Genomic DNA, 18,940 nt, shown 5'->3' on the forward strand with positions numbered 1-18,940 from the left:
CCCGGAATGCCCCGAGGACCGGCCGCGTTATCGCTTCTCGTAGCTCACCAACCGAGAGAAGCGAGACACGGATGTCGTCTTTCGTCATGACCGCCGAAGAACGGGAAGCCTTCCTGAGCGAGGTCCACATCGGGGTCTTGGCCGTGGAGCGAGAAGGCCGGGCCCCGCTGGCCGTGCCGGTCTGGTACGACTACGAGCCCGGCGGCGAACTCCTGATCTGGATGGACGGCGGTTCGGTCAAGGACAAGGCGATCAAGAAGGCGGGCAGGCTCAGCCTGGTCGCGCAGACGGAGACCTTCCCCTACAAATATGTGACGGCCGAGGGTCCGGTCGTCGCCAACGACGCGCCGCCGACCAGGGAGCAGGCGCTGAAGATCGCGCACCGCTACCTGCCCGGCGAAGAGGGCACGAAGTACGTCGACGGCGCGCTCAGCGACAACTCCGTGCTGGTCCGCGTCCGGCCGGAGAAATGGCTGAGCAACGACCAGAGCAAGGCCTGACCGCATGACGGTGTCCCGGCGGGCGGCCCGCCGGGACACCGTCATCAGCCCGCGATCGGTTCGAACTCGACGACGCTGTCGAGCGCCTTGCCCATCGCGGCGTTCCCTTCGCGTTCGATCATGATCTCCACCAGCACCGGCCGCGACGTCCGCTCGGCCTCCTTGCGCGCCCACTCCAGTGACGTCCGGATCTCGCCCGGTTCGGTGACGCGGGTGCCGGAGCAGCCGTAGGCCTCCATGACCTTCACGTTGTCCGTGCCGATCTTGTCGTAGTGGATGTCGACCTCGAAGTTCATCTCGTAGCCGGTCTCGGCCTGCCGGATGAGCCCGAGGTACTCGTTGTTCAGCATGATCAGCACGAACCCGACGTCGTACTGCGCGGCGACCGCCAGCTCCTCGACCAGGAACTGGAACGAGTAGTCCCCGACGACGCCGACGACCTCGGCCTCCGGTTTCGCCTTCTTGACCCCGATCGCCGCCGGGATCTCCCAGCCGAGCGGTCCGGCCTGGCCGCACACCTGATAGTGCCGCGGCTTGTGCGCGCGCTGGAACTGCCCGGACCAGATCTGATACAGCCCGATCGCGGTGACGAAGTAGGCGTCCTCGCCGTAGAACTCGTTGATCTCCTTGAAGACCCGGGGCGCCTTGATCGGCGTGTCCTCGAAGTCCTCACGTCGCGGCAGGCTCTCCTTGAGCTCGCCGATCCGCCGCGGCCACGCCCGATCCCGCGCCGGGGAACGCTTCGACGCCGCCTCGATCAGCGCGTCCAGGAAGGCGCCCGTGTCCGAGACGATGCCGAGATCCGGCCCGAACACCTTGCCCAGTTGCGTCGGCTCGATGTCGACGTGGATGAACTTCCGGTTCCCGCGGTAGACGTCGAGGTCACCGGTGTGCCGGTCGCCGAACCGCGCGCCCAGCGCCAGCACCAGATCCGCTTCGAGGAACGCCGCGTTCGCCCAGCGCTGCGAGGTCTGGATCCCCGCCATGCCGGCGAACAGTTCGTGGTCCTCGGGGAAGGTCCCCTTGCCCATCAACGTCACGCCGACCGGGACACCGAGCAGTTCGGCAGCGGTGCGCAGCCGGTCGCTCGCGTCGCCGAGCACCACGCCGCCACCGGCGAGGATCAGCGGCCGCTCGGCGGCGAGCAGCAGGTCCAGCGCTCGCTCGACCCTGGCCGGCGACGGCGTCGCCTTCGTGACCGGCAACGGCGAGTCGATACTGGAGTCCCACTCGATCTCCTGCCGCTGGACGTCGATCGGCAGGTCGATCAGCACCGGCCCCGGGCGGCCGGACCGCGCGATCCGGAACGCCTCCCGGAACACCCACGGCAGCTGGGCCGCCTCCTTGACCTGCACGGCCCATTTCGTCACCGGTTTGGCGATCTCGACGATGTCGACGGCCTGGAACGCCTCGGTGTGCAGCTTCCGCGAATCGGCCTGCCCGGTGATGCACAGGATCGGGATCGAGTCGGCCTGGGCGGTGTAGAGGCCGGTGATCATGTTCGTCCCGGCGGGCCCGGAGGTGCCGATCGCGACGCCGACGTTGCCGGTGGTCCTCGCCCAGCCGTCGGCCATATGGGTCGCGCCCTCTTCATGGCGCACGATCAGGTGCTCGATCCCGCTGTCCTGCATCGCGTGGTACAGCGGGAGGATCGCGGCGCCGGGGCAGCCGAACGCGGTGTCGACGCCCTCACTGACCAGGACGTCGACGACGGCCTGCATGGCGGGGATTCTTGGCATGCGTCACTCCTTGTTTTCCGCGCCGGACAACGTTTCGACGACCTTCAGCAGTGCGGAGTGATCGAGCGAGCCGTGGCCCATCGCCCGTCCGGCGGCGACGAGCTGGGCGACCAGCCCGGTGAGCGGCAGCGCGACCTCGGCCTGCCTGGCGGCGGCGAGCGCGATGCCCATGTCCTTGTGGTGCAGATCGATCCGGAAGCCCGGCGCGAATTCCCGCGCCACCATGGACTTCCGCTTCAGTTCGAGGATCCGGCTGCCCGCGAGGCCGCCCGCGAGGACGTCCAGCCCGACACCGGCGTCCACGCCGGAGGCTTCGAGCAGCACGATGGCCTCGGCGATCAGCGCGTAGGTTCCGCCGACCACCAGCTGGTTCGCGGCCTTGACGACCTGGCCCGCGCCGTGCGGGCCGACGTGGACGATCGTCTTGCCGACCGATTCCAGGATCGGGAGCGCCGCGGCGAAGTCCTCGCCGTCGCCACCGACCATAATGGACAGTGAAGCCTGCTCGGCTCCGGCCTGGCCACCGGAAACGGGCGCGTCCAGCACCCGGATCTCCCGTTCGGCCGCCCGCTCGGCCACCTCGATGGAGGTCTCCGGCCGGATGGTGCTCATGTCGATCAGCAGGGTGCCCGGTTTCGCCGACTCCAGCACCCCGCCCACCGCGAGCACGACGGCCTCGACCTGCGGGTGGTTCGGCAGCATGGTGATGACGACCTCCGCGTCCGCCACGGCGTCCGTCACCCCGTTCGCGGCCCGGCCGCCCGCGGCTTCCAGCCTCGCGAGCGCTTCGGCATTGGTGTCGAATCCGCTCACCTCGTGCCCGGCGGCGACGAGATGTCCCGCCATCGGCCCGCCCATGATCCCCAGGCCGATGAATCCCAGCTTGGTCATGCCAGTCCCCTTCGTTCGAAAGGCAGCCACGACAGCGATTCCGCGCTCGGCCCGTCGGGTTTGTACTCCACGCCGACCTGCCCGCGGTAGCCCGCCGTCTGCAGCTTTTCCAGGTATCCCTCGATGTCCAGCGTTCCGGTCCCCGGCTGGTGACGCCCTGGGGCATCGGCGATCTGCACGTGGCCGATCCGTCCGGTGTGGACGGTGGTGACCGTGTCGAGGTCGTCACCGTTGACCGCCAGGTGGTACAGGTCGGCCAGCAGCTTCACGTTGTCCCGCCCGAGTTCGTCGAGCACCTTCAGTACGTCGTCCGCGGTCTTGAGCGGGTACTTCTCCGCCCCCGACAACGGCTCCAGGACGATCTCCGCGCCGATGCGCGCGGCCGCGTCCGACGCGAGCGCCAGATTCGAGAGGCCGAGCTTGTCCTGCGCGGCCGGATCCGCGCCGTCGATCCGGTTGCCGTAGAGCGCGTTGAACCGGCGGCAGCCCAGCCGCTCGCCCAGGTCGATCGCCGAGGCGATGCCGCGGGCGAACTCGTCCTCACGACCGGGCCAGGTGACCAGGCCGCGATCGCCGCCCGCCATGTCACCGAGGAAGAAGTTCAGCCCGGTCACCGCGACGCCCGCCCGCTCGACCGACGCCACGAAGGCGTCGACCTCGGCGGCGTCCGGCACCGGCGTCTCGAACGGCCACCAGTACTCGACCGCGGTGAAGCCCGCCGCGCGCGCCGCCTCCGCACGGTCGAGCAGCGGCAACTCGGTGAAGACCAGCGACAGGTTCAGCACGTAGGGCAGCGTGTGGCGCGAACCGGCAAGATCAGCCATCAAAACCTCAGTTATTTCGCTATGCGGAAACTTTCTTTCGTATATCGAGAATAGCCCGCTGACCTGTCCTCGGTCAACGGGCTGGACACTGGGGCCGTGGGGCGACGCCAACCTGGTGCTCACAACCTGGCGCTCATGTCGCGAAAGCCACTTTCGGGACATCAGACGTCGCGAAAGTGGCTTTCGCGACATGCCCCGGCACGTTCGGGCCTCAACGTCGCGACCTGCCCCCGCCCGGCCAACCGCGCGTTGCGAAAGCCACTTTCGCAACCTTCAACGTTGCGAAAGTGGCTTTCGCAACGCGCCGCCGTTGCCCTCGCTCGCCACTCACGACCCACTCAGCCGTCAGCGGTTCTGGACGTGCTGCCAGCCGAAGCGGCCCTTGATGCAGAGGTTCCCGTGGGTCACCGAACTCTCGTGCGGTGAGGTGACCTTGACGATCTCGTTGTCCTGGACGTGCAGGGTGAGATTGCACCCCACGCCGCAGAACGTGCAGACGGTGGTCGTCGCGGTCTGCCGCGACTCGTCCCAGGTCCCGTCCTCGCGCTTGTCGTGCTCGCGTTTGAAGCTCAGCGCACCGGTCGGGCAGACTTCGATGCAGTTTCCACAGTAGACACACGCGCTGTCCGGCAGCGGGTTCGCGAACTCCGTCGAGATCCGCGCGTCGAAACCCCGTCCCGCCATGGTGATGGCGAAGGTGTTCTGCCACTGCTCACCGCACGCGTCGACGCACTTGTAGCACTGGATGCATTTCCCGTAGTCGCGGACGTACAGCTCATTGTCCACTTTGACCGGCTGGCGTACCGTCGCCGCCGTCATCCCGTCCGGGATCTCGTGCTCTCCCGGGCGGCGCTCGTCCCGGTCTTCCGCCGGCGGCGCGGGCGGCCCGAAACGCTCGGGTGCCGCACCGCTTTCGGCCATCCAGTCCGCGACGCCGGGAGTGGTGGACAGATCCGTCGCCGAGCCGAGGAGTTCGAGCACCACCTTGCGGCTGAGCCGCGTCCGATCGGTCTCGGTCCGCACCACCATGCCCGGTTCCGCCTTACGGGAGCACGACGGCACGAGCGTGCGCGAACCTTCGACCTCCACCATGCAGACGCGGCAGGCGTTGGCCGGTTCGAGGGTGTCGCCGTAGCAGAGTGTCGGGATTTCCTTGCCCGCCGCGGTACACGCGTCGAGGATCGTGGAGCCCTCCGGAACCCGGACGGACGCACCGTCCACAGTGAACTCGACGAGCCGACGCGGGAGTCCTATCTCGACAATGGTCACGGCTGCTCCTCCAGTGCGCCAAGGCGGTCGATCGCCGACTCGATGGCGTTCCATGCGGTCTGGCCCAGCCCGCAGATGGACGAATCACGCATCACCTGCCCGACCTCACGCAGCACCACGAGGTCGTCCCCACCCGTACCGGGCTTGCGTCCGCCGACGATCCGGTGCAGCGCCTCCTCCTGCCGCACGGTCCCGATCCGGCACGGCACACACTGCCCGCACGACTCGTCCCGGAAGAACGCCGCGATCCGCAGCAGGAACCCGCCGAGGTCGGCCTGATCGTCCAGCATCAGCACGACACCCGAACCGAGGGTGGTGCCCGCCGCGCGGGCGTCCTCCATGGTCAACGGCAGGGTGGTTTCGTCCGGGCGCACGAAACCACCCGCTGCGCCGCCGAGCAGGATCGCCCGCAATTCGCGGCCCGCCGGCACTCCCCCGGCCAGGTCGATCAGTTCACCCAGCGTCGTCCCGAACGGCACCTCGTACACGCCGGGGCGCCGGACGTTGCCGGACAGGCAGAACAGTTTCGGTCCGGACGAGCGTTCGGTCCCGATACGGCGGTAGGCCTCGCCGCCCTCGGTGAGGATGAGCGGAACGTTGACCAGGGTCTCGACGTTGTTCACCACCGTCGGCTTGCCGAACAGCCCCTTCTCCACCGGGAACGGCGGTTTGGTCCTCGGCTCACCACGGAAGCCTTCGATCGAGTTGAAGATCGCCGTTTCCTCGCCGCAGATGTAGGCGCCCGCACCCCGCCTGATCTCGATGTCGAACGAGAAACCTCGACGCCCCATGATGTCCTCGCCCAGGAACCCTCGTTCGCGGGCGATGTCGATGGCGTTGCGCAGCACCCTCAGCGCGCGTGGATACTCGCCGCGAAGATAGACGTAGCCCTTCTGCGCCCCGATGGCGAAAGCGGCGATCGTCATCGCCTCGACGAGCGCGAACGGGTCCCCCTCGATCAGCACCCGATCCTTGAACGTGCCCGGTTCGCTTTCGTCGGCGTTGCAGACGAGGTACCGCGTTCGCACCGGTTGCCTGGCGGTGGCGTCCCATTTCCGGCCGGTCGGGAACGCCGCCCCGCCGCGGCCCATCAGCCCCGAGTCGGTCACCTCGCGGCTGACCCCGGCCGGTCCGAGCAGCAATGCGTTCCTCAGCGCCGCGTATCCACCGGAAGCCCGGTAGGCGTCGAGGCTCTCCGGGTCGACGACGCCGACGCGACGCAACAGGCGTAGCCCCGGCTCGCCTTGCTGGGGCACCGATACCGGCGGTTCGTCCCTTTTGGACATTCTACGGGCGAAGTCGCCCGGCGTGGCCGGAGCGAGGACTCGGTACTCAGCGGGGTCGCCCGCCTCGAAGTCCAGCGCGGCGGGGGCTCGTTCGCAGACACCCAGGCACGGACTGCGATGCCACTCGTGTCCCGCCGCGTCGGCGGCCCCGGTCAGCGCCTCCGCACCGTTGACCCGGCACGCCAGGTCCGTGCAAACGTGGAGAACACGCGGTGGCCGCTCCTTGAGCGAGAACAACGCGTAGAAGCTCGCCACACCGTACGCCTCGGCCGGAGGGACGTTCAGCCGTCGGCAGATGTGGTTCAGCGCTCCCTGGCTGACCCAACCGATCCTGTCGTTCACGGCGTGCAACGCGGGAAGCAGCTGATCGCGGCCTCCCGCGCCGAGCGCGTCCACCGCGGCCCGCTCGGCGTCCGTCGGTTCGGCGTTCAGGAAGCGCAGGTCCATTCCGGACTCCTCACACGGTGGCGGACAGCTTCTCGACCCGGATCGCGGCGGCCTTGTACTCGGCCGTGCCCGCGACCGGGCAGGTCGCCTCGATGGTGATGACGTTGACGTCGATCTCGTCCGGGAAGTGGAAGGTCATGAACGCCAGCCCGGGGCGCAGTCCCTCGTCGATCCGGACCGGCGCCTCGATCTCGCCACGGCGGGAGGAGATCCGCACGACCTCGTCCTCGACGACGCCGAGTGCGGCGGCATCGGCCCGGCACAGGTCGAGTGTCTCCCCGCGACGCAGTGGCGAGGGGAACCCGCCGGACTGGACACCGGTGTTGTAGGAATCCAGCCGCCTGCCGGTGGTCAGCCGGATCGGGAAGTCGTCGGTGAGCAGATCCACCGGCGGGCTGTGCGCGATCACGGTGAACGGCGCCGGGCGGCCGCGTTTCACCGGATCCTCCTCCCAGAGGCGGCCGTGCAGGAAGGTCGGCTCGAGTTCGTCCTCGCGGAAGCACGGCCATTGGATGCCGCCGAGCTCCTCCAACCGCGCGTAGCTCATGCCCGCGTGCATCGGTGACAGCGTCCGGAGCTCGTTCCAGACGTCCTCGCCACCCACGTAATTCCAGTCGTGGCCCAGGCGCCGGGCCAGTTCGCACAGCAGCTGGATGTCGTCGCGAGCGCCCTCCGGCGGTTCGAGCGCCTTGCGGACGCGCTGGACCCGGCGTTCGCTGTTGGTGAAGGTGCCGTCGGATTCGCACCAGGCCGCCGAAGCCGGCAGCACGACGTCGGCCAGCCGCGCGGTCTTGGTGAGGAAGATGTCCTGCACCACGAGATGCTCCACATTGGACAGACGTTTGATCGTGTGCTCGCAGTCCGCCTCCGACTGCATCGGGTTCTCCCCGATGATGTAGACGCAGGTCAGCTCCCCGCGCTCCATCGCGTCGAGCATCTGGGTGAGGTTGAGGCCCTTGTGCGGCGGGATGGCGGAGCCCCACGCCGCGTCGAACTTCGCCCTGACGTCCGCGTCGAGGATGTTCTGGAATCCGGGCAGCCGGTCCGGGATCGCGCCCATGTCCCCGCCGCCCTGGACGTTGTTCTGCCCGCGCAACGGGTTCAGCCCGGCGCCGTACCGGCCGACGTGTCCGGCCAGCAGCGCGAGATTGATCAGGGACAGCACGTTGTCCGTGCCGTTGTGGTGTTCGGTGATCCCGAGCGTCCACGACAGCTGCCCGCGGTCCGCGCGGGCGTAGGTGTGCGCGAGTTCGCGGATCAGCTCGGCCGGGACGCCGGTGACCTCCTCGGCGGCCTCGAGTGTCCAGGGTTCGACCGAGGCGGCGAACTCGGCGAACCCCTCGGTGGCACGTTCGATGAAGGCGGTGTTGGCCAGTCCGGAGTGGATGATCTCGCGGGCGACCGCGTGCGCCAGCGGGATGTCCGTGCCGACGTGCAGCTGGAGCTGCCGGTGTGCCCAGCTCGCGGTGCTGGTCCGGCGGGGGTCGATGACGAACAGTTCGGCGCCGCGGTGGACGGCCTTGAGCACGTGCTGGAAGAAGATCGGATGCGCCTCGCGCGGATTGCCGCCCCAGACGACGATGACGTCGGCGTCCTCGATCTCCTGGTACGACGACGTCCCGCCGCCGCTGTCGAACACCCGCGCCAGCCCGGCGACACTCGGCGCGTGACAGGTGCGGTTGCAGGAGTCGACGTTGTTCGTGCCGATCACCGCACGCGTGAACTTCTGCGCCACGTAGTTCATCTCGTTGGTCGCCCTGGCACACGAGAACATGCCGAAGGCCTCGGGCCCCTTGGTTTCGAGCGTGCGCCGAAACCCGGCGGCGGCGCGCTCCAGCGCCTCCTCCCAGCTCGCCGGGCGCAGCTCGCCCGAGTCGCGGACCAGCGGCTGGGTGAGGCGGACGTACGGTTCGGTGTTCTTGCGCTTCATCGGGTCCCTCCGATTCAATGCGCTCCGACGGGAACGGCGTTCACGGTCTGGTCGAGCAGGCCGATCGCCGCGTGGACGTGCCGCAGCGCCGGTGCGGGCACGCCGGTCAGCTCCGAGAGTTCGACGACGGCGCCGATGATCGCGTCGATCTCCAGCGGCTTGCCCGCTTCGAGGTCCTGCAGCATCGACGTCTTGTGGTGGCCGACCCGCCAGGCGCCGTCGATACGTTTCTCGACCGACACCTTCGGGTCGGAGCCGGCGGCGCGGGCGATCGCGAGGGTCTCGTTCATCATCGCGGCGACGAGCTCCCTGGTCTCCGGGTGCTCGCAGATCTGGACCATGGTCGCCCTGGTCAGCGCGCTGAGCGGGTTGAAGGCGACGTTGCCCATGAGCTTGACCCAGATCTCGTCGCGCAGGTCGAGTTCGACCGGCGCCTTCAGGCCGCCCGCGATCATCGCGTCGGCGAGTGCCGCGCACCGGGACGAAACGCCGCCTTTGGGCTCACCCAAAGCGAACCGGGTCCCTTCGAGATGCCGGATCACGCCGGGCTCCTCGATCACCGTCGAGCAGTAGACGACGCAGCCGATCGCGCGGCGTAGTTCGAGGACATCGCTGACCGCGCCGCCGGGGTCGACCGTCTCGATGCGCCGGTTCTCCAGCGGATGTCCGGTGAGACCGTGGAAATACCACCACGGGATCCCGTTCTGCGCGGCCACGATCGCGGTGTCCTCGCCCAGCAACGGCGCGATCAGTGGTCCGCACGAGGCGTACGAGTTCGCTTTCAGGCCGAGGAAGACGAAGTCGACCGGACCGACTTCCGCGGGATCGTCGGTGACGTGGGGCCGGGCGGTGAAGTTCCCGCGCGGGCTGAGCACCCGCACTCCGTGCGCGCGCATCGCGTCGCCGTGCGCTCGTCTCGCGATGAGGTGGACCTCCGCCCCGCCTCGGTGCAGCGCGGCCCCGGCGTACGCGCCGATCGCCCCCGCACCCAGAACAGCGACCTTCATACGTGCCTCCTGCTCACCCGAAGACCAGATTGCATACAGTATCCTGTAGATGGTCTCCGCGCTAGACCTCCCGCATTTCGTCCTCTAAATGCGCCCACGTACGCGTGCTCGCACCGGCACCTCGCGTGCTCCAACCCGTAACTCGCGTGATTGGAGGCGTAACTCGCGTGGTTCAGCCCGTAACTCGCGTGCGTGAAGCCGTAACTCGCCGAGCGATCGAGACCCGGCGAGTTACGCCTTCAATCACGCGAGTTACGCCTCTAGTCACGCGAGTTCCGCGCCCAAGCACCGGAGTCGCGCCTTGCTACCCCGCATTCAGAGGACGAAATGCGGAACTAAGCGGGGATTGTCGGGATTTTGCATACCAAAACCTGTATCCTGAACCGGACGAGTCTTCCGGAGGTCCTGTGAGCCAGCCCGTTTCACCCCTTCCCGACCGCGGTCCCACCGGCCGCAGGACGAAGGGCACGCTCAACCCGGCGACGGCCAAACGCGTCGAGCGGCCCGCTCCCCTGCGCCAGGTCGTCTACGACGCGCTCGCGGAGCTGATCATCAACCGGACGCTCGAACCCGGCCAGCACCTGGTCGAGGCGGACCTCGCCGAGTACCTGGGCGTCAGCAGGCAGCCGGTCCGCGAGGCGTTGCAGCGGCTGCAGAGCGAAGGCTGGGTCGACCTCCGCCCCGCGCAGGGCGCCTTCGTGCACATGCCCACCGACGAGGAAGCCGACCAGCTGCTCAGCGTGCGCACCGTGCTGGAGGCGCACTCCGCCCGGCTCGCCGCCGACCGGGCCGGCGAGGAGGACGTCGAACGTTTGTGGGAACTGCAGAAGACCGGGCTGGAGGCGTTGGCCGCCGACGACACCGAAGGCCTCGTCGCGGCCAACGCCGCGCTCCACGCGTTCATCACCGAACTGTCCGGCAACACGGTCCTCGCCGAGATGATCGGCATGGTCGATCGCCGGGTCCGCTGGTACTACACGCCGATCGCCCGTCCTCGCAGCCACGACGCCTGGCAGGAACACGAGGAACTGATCAAGGCCATCGCCGCCGGGGACGCCGTCGCCGCCGAAAAGATCATGAACCAGCACACCGAGCGCACCCGGCAGGCCTTCCACGAACGTCCGAAGGAGGACTAAGCCGGGTTCAGCTCCTGCTCACGACGCGGGGTGCGCGTGCGCGAACGCCCCGGTTGGCGCAGCAGGAGGCTGAGCGCGGCCGCGAACAGACTCGTCGCACCGGCGAGGAAGAACGCGCCGCCGTAGCCCCAAGCCACCACGACCATCGCCCCGACACCGGAGCCGACCAGGCCCGAGATCAGCTTCGAGCTGTACACGAGGCCGTAGTTGCTGGCGTTGTTGTTCTCGCCGTAGAAGTCCGCCGTCATCGCCGCGAACAGCGGGAAGATCGCGCCGCCGCCGAAACCGGAGATCATCGACGCGAGCAGGAACAGCGGCATGCTGCCGATCGAGCCGGACAGGTACACGGCGAACTGGGCGAGGCCCAGCACCACGCAGACCATGAACAACGTCTGCCGCCGCCCGTAGCGGTCGGAGATCCAGCCGATCACGCCGCGGCCGGTGCCGTTGATGATCGCCTTCAGGCTCATCGCGAGCGCGACGATGCCGCCCGCGAAGCCCATCTCGTTGCCGAACGGGACCTGCATCGCGATGCCGAAGATGTTCACCCCGGCCGTGCACAGCAGGCAGAACCACATCAGCGGCAGCATCCCGGTCCGGAGTGCCTCCTTCGGCGTGTACTGCCGGACCGCCGGCGGGTTCTTCAGCAGGGACCGGCGGACCCGCGGGTCGTCGGAAACCTTCAGCGGGTCCACATGCGACGGCCACCAGTTCTTCGGCGGGTCCTTGAAGAAGAAGCCGCTGACCGCGACGGTCGCCGCCAGGAAGAGGCCGACCACGAGCAGGACGCCCGAAAAGTTGGAAAGGTCCATATAGGACGTGAAGATGAAGATGAAGGGCACCGAGCCGTAGGCGAATCCGCCGTTGACGAACCCGGTCTTCCCGCCCCTGCGCTCGGGGTACCACTTCCCCACCATGTTCACGCAGGTCGCGTAGACCAGGCCGGCCCCGCCGCCGCCGAAGAAGCCGAAGCCCAGATACGCCCAGAACTCACTGGGCGCGTACGCGAGGGCCAGATAGGACAAAAGGGTGCCTGTCGCGCCCAGCAGCATCGCCGCTTTGGCTGGTAACGTCCCGTTCTCCCGCATCTTCCCTGCGGGGAACGCGACGATCGCCTGGAAGAACACCCAGACCCCGAGCAACCAGAAGATGGTCGCCCCGTGCCAGCCATGCGCGCCCGCCAGCGTCTCCTCCGCCGACGTGAACGCGTATTCCGAGGAACTGATGGCCATCATGGCGATCCAGGGCAGGATCACCATCGTCCATCGTGGACGGCCCATGATGTCTCGATCGGTTTCACCGACGCGATAGATCCGGCCGTTCGAATCGACTACTTCCTTGTACGCTCCGGGTGGTTGTGCCGCGGTCGATGACGTCATTGTCATTCTCCTTGGTCGGGTTGATCCGGAAAGTCAGCCGAGCAGTCCCGCTGAACGGGCCCAGCGATACTTCGCGCCGAGCACGGCCACCGGTTTCTCCGTCGTGTACGGATAGGCCACGACGCCGTGCTCGTACAGGAAACCGCTGGCCTGTTCGACCTCGACATCGCCTGCCAGCGAGGCGACGACGGGCTTGTGGATCCCTTTCGCGCGATATTCGGATACGACTTCCGAAACGAGTTCCGCGAAGATCATCGGCGGGGTGACGATAGTATGCCAATAGCCGAGGATCAAGGCGTGGATTCGCTCGTCCGCCAAACCGAGCGCGATCGTGTTCCGGTAGGTGGCAGGTGGTTCGCCGCCGGTTATGTCCACCGGATTGCCCGCCGCGCCGAACGGCGGGATGAATTCCCGGAACGACGCGTCGAGATCGGGCGGGATCTCCATCAGGTTCAGCCCGTTGTCCACACACGCGTCGGAAAGCAGGACGCCGGAGCCGCCCGCGCCGGTGATGATGACGACGTTCTCGCCCCTGGGTGTCGGGAGAAGCGGGATCCCGCGCGCGTATTCGAGCAGATCGTTGAGCCCGGGCGCCCGGATGACGCCGCTCTGGCGCAGGATGTCGTCGTAGACCTTGTCGTCGCCGGCGAGCGCACCGGTGTGCGAGCCCGCCGCTTTCGCGCCTTGTGAGGTCCGGCCCGCTTTGAGCACGACGACCGGTTTCCGCACCGAAACCCGTTTCGCCGTTTCCGCGAACGCCCGTCCGTCTTTGAGATCTTCGAGATGCATCGCGATCAGGTCGGTGTTTTCATCCTGCTCGAAGAATGTGAGCAGATCGTCCTCGTCGATATCGGCCTTGTTGCCGACGCCGACGATCGAGGAGACACCCATTTTCGCCGACCGGCTGAACCCGAGGATCGCCATCCCGATGCCGCCGCTCTGCGAGGAAAGCGCGACCCCGCCCTTGACGTCGTACGGCGTGCAGAACGTCGCCGACAGATTCTCGGGCGTGTAGTAGTAGCCGTAGATGTTGGGGCCGAGGATCCGGACGCCGTGCTCCCGCGCGATCGCGACGACCTGGTCCTGCAGTTCGATGTTGCCCGTCTCGCCGAAGCCGGACGGGATGAGGATCGCCCCGGCCACCCCCTTCCGGCCCGCTTCCTCCAGCGCGGCGGGCACGAACTTGGCGGGGATGGCGAACACCGCGACGTCGACGTCGCCCGGCACCTCGGAGATGCTCGCGTAGGCCTTGCGGTCGAGGATCTCGGTGGCCTTGGGGTTGATGGGGTGGATCCCGCCCGCGAACCCGCCGTCGACCAGGTTCTTCATCACCGAGTTGCCGATCTTGCCCGCCTCGGCCGACGCGCCGATGACGGCTATCGACGCCGGTTTCATGATCCGGGTCATCGACGCCAGGATCTCCTCCTGGCTGAACCGCACGGGCTCCCGCGCCGCTTCGGGGTCCACCAGGATCCGGACGTCGACGGCGGTGGCGCCGCCGGGGGTGGCCAGCACCGGGTTGAGGTCGACCTCGGCCAGTTGCGGGAAGTCGGTGACCAGGGCACCCACACGGGTGAGCACGTCGGCCAGCGCGTCCCTGCTCACCGGCTCCGCACCGCGGACGCCGCGCAGGATCTCGGCGGCCGCGATGCCGTCGATCATCGAGAACGCCTGGTCACGGTCGAGTGGGGCGAGCCGGAACGTGACGTCCTTGAGCACCTCGACCAGTATCCCGCCGAGCCCGAAGGCGACGATCTTGCCGAAGGTCGGATCCGTGGTGGCGCCGATGATCACCTCTTGCCCGCCGCTGAGCATCCGCTGCACCTGGACGCCGGTGATCTCGGCGTCGGCGTCGTACGCCTCGGCGTTGGCGACGACGGCCCGGAAACCGTCCGCCACCGCGTCCGCCGTCGCCAGGCCGACCAGCACGCCGCCGGCCTCGGTCTTGTGCAGGATGTCCGGCGAGACGATCTTCAGCACCACCGGGAGGCCGATCTCCTCCGCCTGCGCGACGGCCTCATCCGCGGTGGTGGCAAGCCGTTCCGCCGGGGTCGGGATGCCGTACGCCTCGCACACCTGACGGCCTTCCGGCGCGGTCAGCGACGCGCGTCCCTCGGCGGCGACCTTCTCGAGGATCTTCTCGACGATCTCTTTGTCTGCCATGAAGTCCTCCTCAGATCACGCCGGCCGCGCGCAGCCGGTCCAGGTCGTCCTCGCCGTAGCCGAGTTCGCCGAAGACCTCGGCGTTGTGCTCACCGAGCAGGGGCGAACGTTCGACCTCGACCGGCGAATCCGACAGCTTCAACGGGCAGCCCACGGTCTTGAAGGCACCTCGTTCGGGATGCTCGACCTCGACGACCGAGCCCAGTTCGGCCAGGGTCGTGTCCTCGGCGAGCTCCTTGGTGGACAGGATCGGGCCGCAGGGGATGTTGTGGGCGTTGAGCGCCTCCATCACCTCCCACTTGGTGTGCTTCTCGGTCCATTCCTCGATCATCCCGAACGCCTTGTCCAGTTTGGACAGTCGCGCTTCGGGGGTGGCCCAGTCCGGGTCCTCGGCGAGTTCGGGTTTCCCGATCAGCCGGGTGATCGGCGCCCAGCCGACCGGCTGGATGATCACGTAGATGTAGTCGTTCGGCCCACCCGGCGCGCATTTCACCGCCCAGCCCGGTTGCCCGCCGCCGGACGCGTTGCCCGAACGTGGGACCTCGTCGCCGAAGACGTCGTTCGGGTACTCGCCGAGTGGACCGTGCGCCAGCCGTTGCTGGTCACGGAGTTTGACGCGGCACAGGTTAAGCACGGCGTCCTGCATCGCGACCTGGACCCGCTGCCCGCGGCCGGTGTTCGTCCGCTGGTACAACGCGGCGAGGATCGCGGCGACCAGGTGGATCCCGGTGCCCGAATCACCGATCTGCGCGCCGGTCGCGGTCGGCGGGCCGTCCTCGAAACCGGTGGTGCTCATCGCACCGCCCATCGCCTGCGCGATGACCTCGTAGGCCTTGAAATCCGCGTACCGTCCGGGGCCGAACCCCTTGATGGAGGCGTAGATCAGCCGCGGGTTCAGCTCCGCGAGCCGGTCCCAGGGGTAACCGAAGCGATCGACCACTCCGGGGCCGAAGTTCTCGACCAGCACGTCCACACTGGACACGAGCCGCTCGAAGACCTGTTTTCCCTGCTCGCTCTTCATGTTCAAGGTGATGCTGCGCTTGTTGGCGTTGAGCATCGTGAAGTAGAGACTGTCCACCCCGGGGAGGTCCCGGAGCTGGCCGCGGGTGATGTCGCCGCGGCCGGGTGTCTCCAGTTTGATCACGTCCGCGCCGAGCCAGGCCAGGATCTGCGTGGACGAAGGTCCTGATTGGACATGCGTCATGTCGAGGACACGGACGCCGTCGAGTGCCTTTCCCATCGGTGATCCCTCCCGGCTACTTGTACATGGTCTGGTTCATGGTTCCGGGCGCGTAGACGTCCGGGTCGATCCAAACGTTGATCAGAGACGGCTTTCCGGACTCGCGGGCGCGCAGCAAAGCGGGCCCGATGTCCGCGGGGTCGCGTACCGCCTCGCCGTGCCCGCCGAGCATGCGGGCGAACTCGTCGTAGGGGACGTCGCCGAGCGTGTTGCCGACGCGTTCCCGGCCGAGACCGTACTTCGCCGCCTGGCCGTAGCGGATCTGGTTCATCGAGGAGTTGTTGCCGACGATCCCGACGAACGGCAGGTTGAACCGCACCAGGGTCTCGAAGTCCCAGCCGGTCAGGCTGAACGCGCCGTCACCGAAGAGCGCGACGACCTCCTTCTCCGGACGCGCGTGCTTCGCGGCGAGGACGAACGGGATCCCCACCCCGAGGGTCCCGAGCGGGCCGGGGTCCATCCAGTGCCCCGGCGCCTTCGGCTGGACGACCTGCCCGGAGAAGGTCACGATGTCTCCGCCGTCGCCGATGTAGAGCGAGTCCTCGGTGAGGAACTCGTTGATCTCGTGCACCAGCCGGTACGGGTGGATCGGGCTCGCGTCGGAATGCTGGAACGGCAAGCGCTTCTGCTTCGCCGTCGTCTCGACGTCCTGGAGTTCCTCGAGCCAGGCCTTGCGCGCCACGGCACCGTTGTCGACCCGGCCGGTGGCCGCCTCCGCGACCGCGGCGAGCACCTGACCCGCGTCGCCGACGATGCCGAGGTCGACGTCCCGGTTCTTCCCCACGGTCCGGTAGTCGAGATCGATCTGCACGACGGTCGCGTCCGGCGAGAGCCGTTTGCCGTAGCCCATCCGGAAGTCGAACGGGGTGCCGACGATGACGATCACGTCGGCGTTGTCGAACGCGTACCGGCGCGAGAGCTGGAAGTGGTGCGGGTCGCCGGGCGGCAGCGTGCCGCGCCCGGCACCGTTCATGTAGGCCGGGATGTTCAGCCCGCGCACCAACTCGGTCGCCGGTCCGGTGGCGCGGGTCGTCCACACCTGGCTGCCGAGCAGGATGGCCGGCTTCCTCGAATGGACGAGGAGATCGGCGAGTTTCTCGATGTCGGCCGGGTCGCCGGCGTTGCGGGTGGACGCTCGGTACCGGCCTTCGGCGGGGATCCTCGCCTTCTCCACCGGCACCTTCGCGTCGAGGACGTCGCGGGGAATCTCCAAAAAGGACGGTCCGGGCGCACCGTGGTAGCACTCGCGGAAGGCCATCGAGACCAGGTCCGCCACCCGCGCGGTGTGCGGGACGGTCGCGGAGAACTTGGTGATCGGCGCCATCATGTCGACGTGCGGCAGATCCTGCAGTGAGCCCATCTTGTGCTGGGTCAACGCACCCTGCCCGCCGATGAGCAGCATCGGGCTCTCCGCGCGGAGGGCGTTCGCGACACCGGTGACGGCGTCCGTCGTTCCCGGCCCCGCGGTGACGACGGCGCAACCGGGGCGGCCGGTGATCCGCGCGTAGCCGTCGGCCGCGTGCGCCGCGACCTGCTCGTGCCGGACGTCGATAACCTCGATGCCCTCGTCGACGCAGCCGTCGTAGATGTCGATGATATGGCCGCCGCACAACGTGAAGATCGTGTCGACACCCTCCGCCTTGAGCGCCTTGGCCACCAGGTGGCCGCCGGAGATCAGCTCCGGGGCGGGTTCGGAACCGTTGGTGGTGGCCTTCGTCGCGGTGTCCCCCGCAGCGGTGCCGGTCGTTGGCGACATCGTTCAACTCCTCCATCTCGCACGCCGGACCTCTCTGATCCGTGCGCTCGTTTCCGGTTCTGCTCCGTCCGCCGGCCCTGGCCGAAGCCGCTGGCAGCGGCAGACTGTAGATTGCATACCGTATGAGGTAGGCATATAGTTACTCTTCGAACGCTCCGGTGTCCAGGGCCGCTAGCAGGTTTCCTCTCCCTCCGCGAAAGGACTTCGCGTGGACCTTTTCGAGCACGAGGCACGAGATCTCTTCGAGCGGCACCACGTCCCGGTCCCCCGGGGGAAGGTCGCCGTCACCCCGGAACAGGCGAGGGCGATCGCCGTCGAGCTGGGCGGATCCGTCGTGGTCAAGGCCCAGGTGAAGACCGGCGGGCGAGGCAAGGCCGGCGGTGTGAAGGTGGTCCGCTCCCCCGACGACGCCGAGCAGGCGGCCGAAGACATCCTCGGCATGGACATCAAGGGGCACCGCGTACACGAGGTGCTCGTCACCGAAGCGAGCGCGATCGCCGAGGAGTACTACCTCTCGTTCCTGCTCGACCGCGCCGAACGGACGTTCCTCGCGATGGCCTCGGCCGAAGGCGGGATGGACATCGAGACGGTCGCGGCCGGGAAACCCGAAGCCCTGGCACGGATCCCGGTCGATCCGCGGACCGGCGTGGGCCGCGCCCTGGCGGGCCGGATCATCGAAACGGCCGGGTTGCCCGAGGCCGCGGCCGACGCCGTCGTCGCACTGTGGAACGTCTTCGTCGCGGAAGACGCGACGCTGGTGGAGGTCAACCCGCTGGTGCTGACCACGGCGGGGACGGTCGTCGCGGTCGACGGGAAGGTCACCCTCGACGCCAACGCCGCGTTCCGGCACCCGGCCCATGCCGTCTTCGTGGTCTCACCGGACGAAGATCCGCTCGAACGACGTGCCCGCGAAGCCGGGCTCAACTACGTCAAACTCGACGGCGACATCGGCGTGATCGGCAACGGCGCCGGACTGGTGATGTCCACATTGGACGTCGTCGCGGCCGCGGCGGTGGACGCGGGGGCCGTCGGGCCCGCGAACTTCCTCGACATCGGTGGCGGCGCGTCGGCGGAGATCATGGCGGCCGGGCTCGGCGTCATCCTCGGTGACCCGCAGGGGCGCAGCGTCTTCGTCAACGTCTTCGGCGGGATCACCGCGTGCGACGCGGTCGCCGACGGGATCGTGTGCGCGCTCGCGCAGCTCGGCGAACGCGCGACCAAACCGATCGTGGTACGGCTCGACGGTAACAACGTCACCGAGGGCAGGCGGATCCTCGTCGAGGCCGCGCATCCACTGGTGACCCTGGCGGACACGATGGACGACGCCGCGGGCGCGGCGGCGAAACTGGCGGCCGCGGAACAGGAGGCGTGAG

14 protein-coding genes are annotated in these 18,940 nt (G+C 68.2%); 3 read left to right on the top strand and 11 right to left on the bottom strand.

Annotation, left to right across the window (positions count from 1 at the left end):
- Positions 1-71: 71 nt before the first annotated feature.
- Entirely contained in the window at positions 72-500 is a 429-nt protein-coding gene (locus ACZ1DY_RS24290; RefSeq protein WP_126734573.1) for a pyridoxamine 5'-phosphate oxidase family protein, read from the top strand.
- 44 nt (positions 501-544) lie between these two features.
- Here ACZ1DY_RS24290 and gcl read toward each other — a convergent pair whose 3' ends face one another.
- From gcl to ACZ1DY_RS24325, 7 genes are all read right to left on the bottom strand, one after another.
- Positions 545-2,239 carry a glyoxylate carboligase gene (gene gcl / locus ACZ1DY_RS24295; protein ID WP_257486275.1) on the bottom strand — a complete coding sequence of 565 codons (1,695 nt, stop codon included), beginning with the start codon at positions 2,237-2,239 and terminating at the stop codon, positions 545-547.
- A gap of 3 nt (positions 2,240-2,242) precedes the next feature.
- On the bottom strand, positions 2,243-3,130 hold the full coding sequence (locus ACZ1DY_RS24300) for a 2-hydroxy-3-oxopropionate reductase (protein WP_465480945.1): 888 nt from the start codon (positions 3,128-3,130) through the stop codon (positions 2,243-2,245).
- Positions 3,127-3,954 carry a hydroxypyruvate isomerase family protein gene (locus ACZ1DY_RS24305; RefSeq protein WP_465480946.1) on the bottom strand — a complete coding sequence of 276 codons (828 nt, stop codon included), beginning with the start codon at positions 3,952-3,954 and terminating at the stop codon, positions 3,127-3,129. The genes ACZ1DY_RS24300 and ACZ1DY_RS24305 overlap by 4 nt, the downstream gene beginning before the upstream one ends.
- A gap of 345 nt (positions 3,955-4,299) precedes the next feature.
- A complete protein-coding gene (locus ACZ1DY_RS24310; RefSeq protein ID WP_257486272.1) occupies positions 4,300-5,223 on the bottom strand; it encodes a 2Fe-2S iron-sulfur cluster-binding protein in 924 nt (307 codons plus the stop codon).
- The gene (locus ACZ1DY_RS24315; protein WP_465480947.1) at positions 5,220-6,956 is read right to left on the bottom strand and encodes an NADH-ubiquinone oxidoreductase-F iron-sulfur binding region domain-containing protein; all 1,737 of its coding nucleotides are present in this window, start codon (positions 6,954-6,956) and stop codon (positions 5,220-5,222) included. Before ACZ1DY_RS24315 ends, ACZ1DY_RS24310 begins: the two co-directional genes overlap by 4 nt.
- Before the next feature lie 10 nt (positions 6,957-6,966).
- Positions 6,967-8,886 (bottom strand): molybdopterin oxidoreductase family protein, encoded by a 1,920-nt coding sequence (locus ACZ1DY_RS24320; protein WP_465480948.1) that lies wholly within the window; start codon positions 8,884-8,886, stop codon positions 6,967-6,969.
- A 14-nt stretch (positions 8,887-8,900) separates the two neighbouring features.
- Entirely contained in the window at positions 8,901-9,893 is a 993-nt protein-coding gene (locus tag ACZ1DY_RS24325; protein WP_257486269.1) for a 2-dehydropantoate 2-reductase, read from the bottom strand.
- Positions 9,894-10,300: 407 nt separating this feature from the next.
- Between ACZ1DY_RS24325 and ACZ1DY_RS24330 the strand changes: the two genes are divergently transcribed.
- Positions 10,301-11,029 (top strand): GntR family transcriptional regulator, encoded by a 729-nt coding sequence (locus ACZ1DY_RS24330; protein ID WP_192742080.1) that lies wholly within the window; start codon positions 10,301-10,303, stop codon positions 11,027-11,029.
- Here the strand turns inward: ACZ1DY_RS24330 and ACZ1DY_RS24335 are convergent.
- The 4 genes from ACZ1DY_RS24335 to ACZ1DY_RS24350 are packed head-to-tail and all read right to left on the bottom strand — an operon-like array spanning position 11,026 to position 17,567.
- Positions 11,026-12,408 (bottom strand): OFA family MFS transporter, encoded by a 1,383-nt coding sequence (locus ACZ1DY_RS24335; protein ID WP_465480949.1) that lies wholly within the window; start codon positions 12,406-12,408, stop codon positions 11,026-11,028. The two genes, ACZ1DY_RS24330 and ACZ1DY_RS24335, sit on opposite strands and share 4 nt — an antisense overlap.
- Before the next feature lie 33 nt (positions 12,409-12,441).
- Positions 12,442-14,571, bottom strand: a complete 2,130-nt coding sequence (locus ACZ1DY_RS24340; protein ID WP_465480950.1) for an acetate--CoA ligase family protein — start codon at positions 14,569-14,571, stop codon at positions 12,442-12,444.
- Positions 14,572-14,581: 10 nt separating this feature from the next.
- Positions 14,582-15,811, bottom strand: a complete 1,230-nt coding sequence (gene frc / locus ACZ1DY_RS24345; RefSeq protein WP_465480951.1) for a formyl-CoA transferase — start codon at positions 15,809-15,811, stop codon at positions 14,582-14,584.
- A gap of 16 nt (positions 15,812-15,827) precedes the next feature.
- Positions 15,828-17,567: a thiamine pyrophosphate-binding protein gene (locus ACZ1DY_RS24350; protein WP_465480952.1), complete on the bottom strand. Its 1,740-nt coding sequence runs from the start codon at positions 17,565-17,567 to the stop codon at positions 15,828-15,830.
- A 208-nt stretch (positions 17,568-17,775) separates the two neighbouring features.
- Between ACZ1DY_RS24350 and sucC the strand changes: the two genes are divergently transcribed.
- Positions 17,776-18,939 carry an ADP-forming succinate--CoA ligase subunit beta gene (gene sucC, locus ACZ1DY_RS24355; protein ID WP_465480953.1) on the top strand — a complete coding sequence of 388 codons (1,164 nt, stop codon included), beginning with the start codon at positions 17,776-17,778 and terminating at the stop codon, positions 18,937-18,939.
- Position 18,940 lies beyond the last annotated feature (1 nt).

The sequence above is a fragment of the Amycolatopsis sp. PSD-21 genome, from assembly GCF_055561455.1.

What these genes read in the sequence shown, in the direction of transcription:
- ACZ1DY_RS24290 (WP_126734573.1), top strand. Translation starts at nt 72, where the DNA reads ATGTCGTCTTTCGTCATGACCGCCGAAGAACGGGAAGCCTTCCTGAGC.
- gcl (WP_257486275.1), bottom strand. Translation starts at nt 2,239, where the DNA reads ATGCCAAGAATCCCCGCCATGCAGGCCGTCGTCGACGTCCTGGTCAGT.
- ACZ1DY_RS24300 (WP_465480945.1), bottom strand. Translation starts at nt 3,130, where the DNA reads ATGACCAAGCTGGGATTCATCGGCCTGGGGATCATGGGCGGGCCGATG.
- ACZ1DY_RS24305 (WP_465480946.1), bottom strand. Translation starts at nt 3,954, where the DNA reads ATGGCTGATCTTGCCGGTTCGCGCCACACGCTGCCCTACGTGCTGAAC.
- ACZ1DY_RS24315 (WP_465480947.1), bottom strand. Translation starts at nt 6,956, where the DNA reads ATGGACCTGCGCTTCCTGAACGCCGAACCGACGGACGCCGAGCGGGCC.
- ACZ1DY_RS24320 (WP_465480948.1), bottom strand. Translation starts at nt 8,886, where the DNA reads ATGAAGCGCAAGAACACCGAACCGTACGTCCGCCTCACCCAGCCGCTG.
- ACZ1DY_RS24325 (WP_257486269.1), bottom strand. Translation starts at nt 9,893, where the DNA reads ATGAAGGTCGCTGTTCTGGGTGCGGGGGCGATCGGCGCGTACGCCGGG.
- ACZ1DY_RS24335 (WP_465480949.1), bottom strand. Translation starts at nt 12,408, where the DNA reads ATGACGTCATCGACCGCGGCACAACCACCCGGAGCGTACAAGGAAGTA.
- ACZ1DY_RS24340 (WP_465480950.1), bottom strand. Translation starts at nt 14,571, where the DNA reads ATGGCAGACAAAGAGATCGTCGAGAAGATCCTCGAGAAGGTCGCCGCC.
- frc (WP_465480951.1), bottom strand. Translation starts at nt 15,811, where the DNA reads ATGGGAAAGGCACTCGACGGCGTCCGTGTCCTCGACATGACGCATGTC.
- ACZ1DY_RS24350 (WP_465480952.1), bottom strand. Translation starts at nt 17,567, where the DNA reads ATGTCGCCAACGACCGGCACCGCTGCGGGGGACACCGCGACGAAGGCC.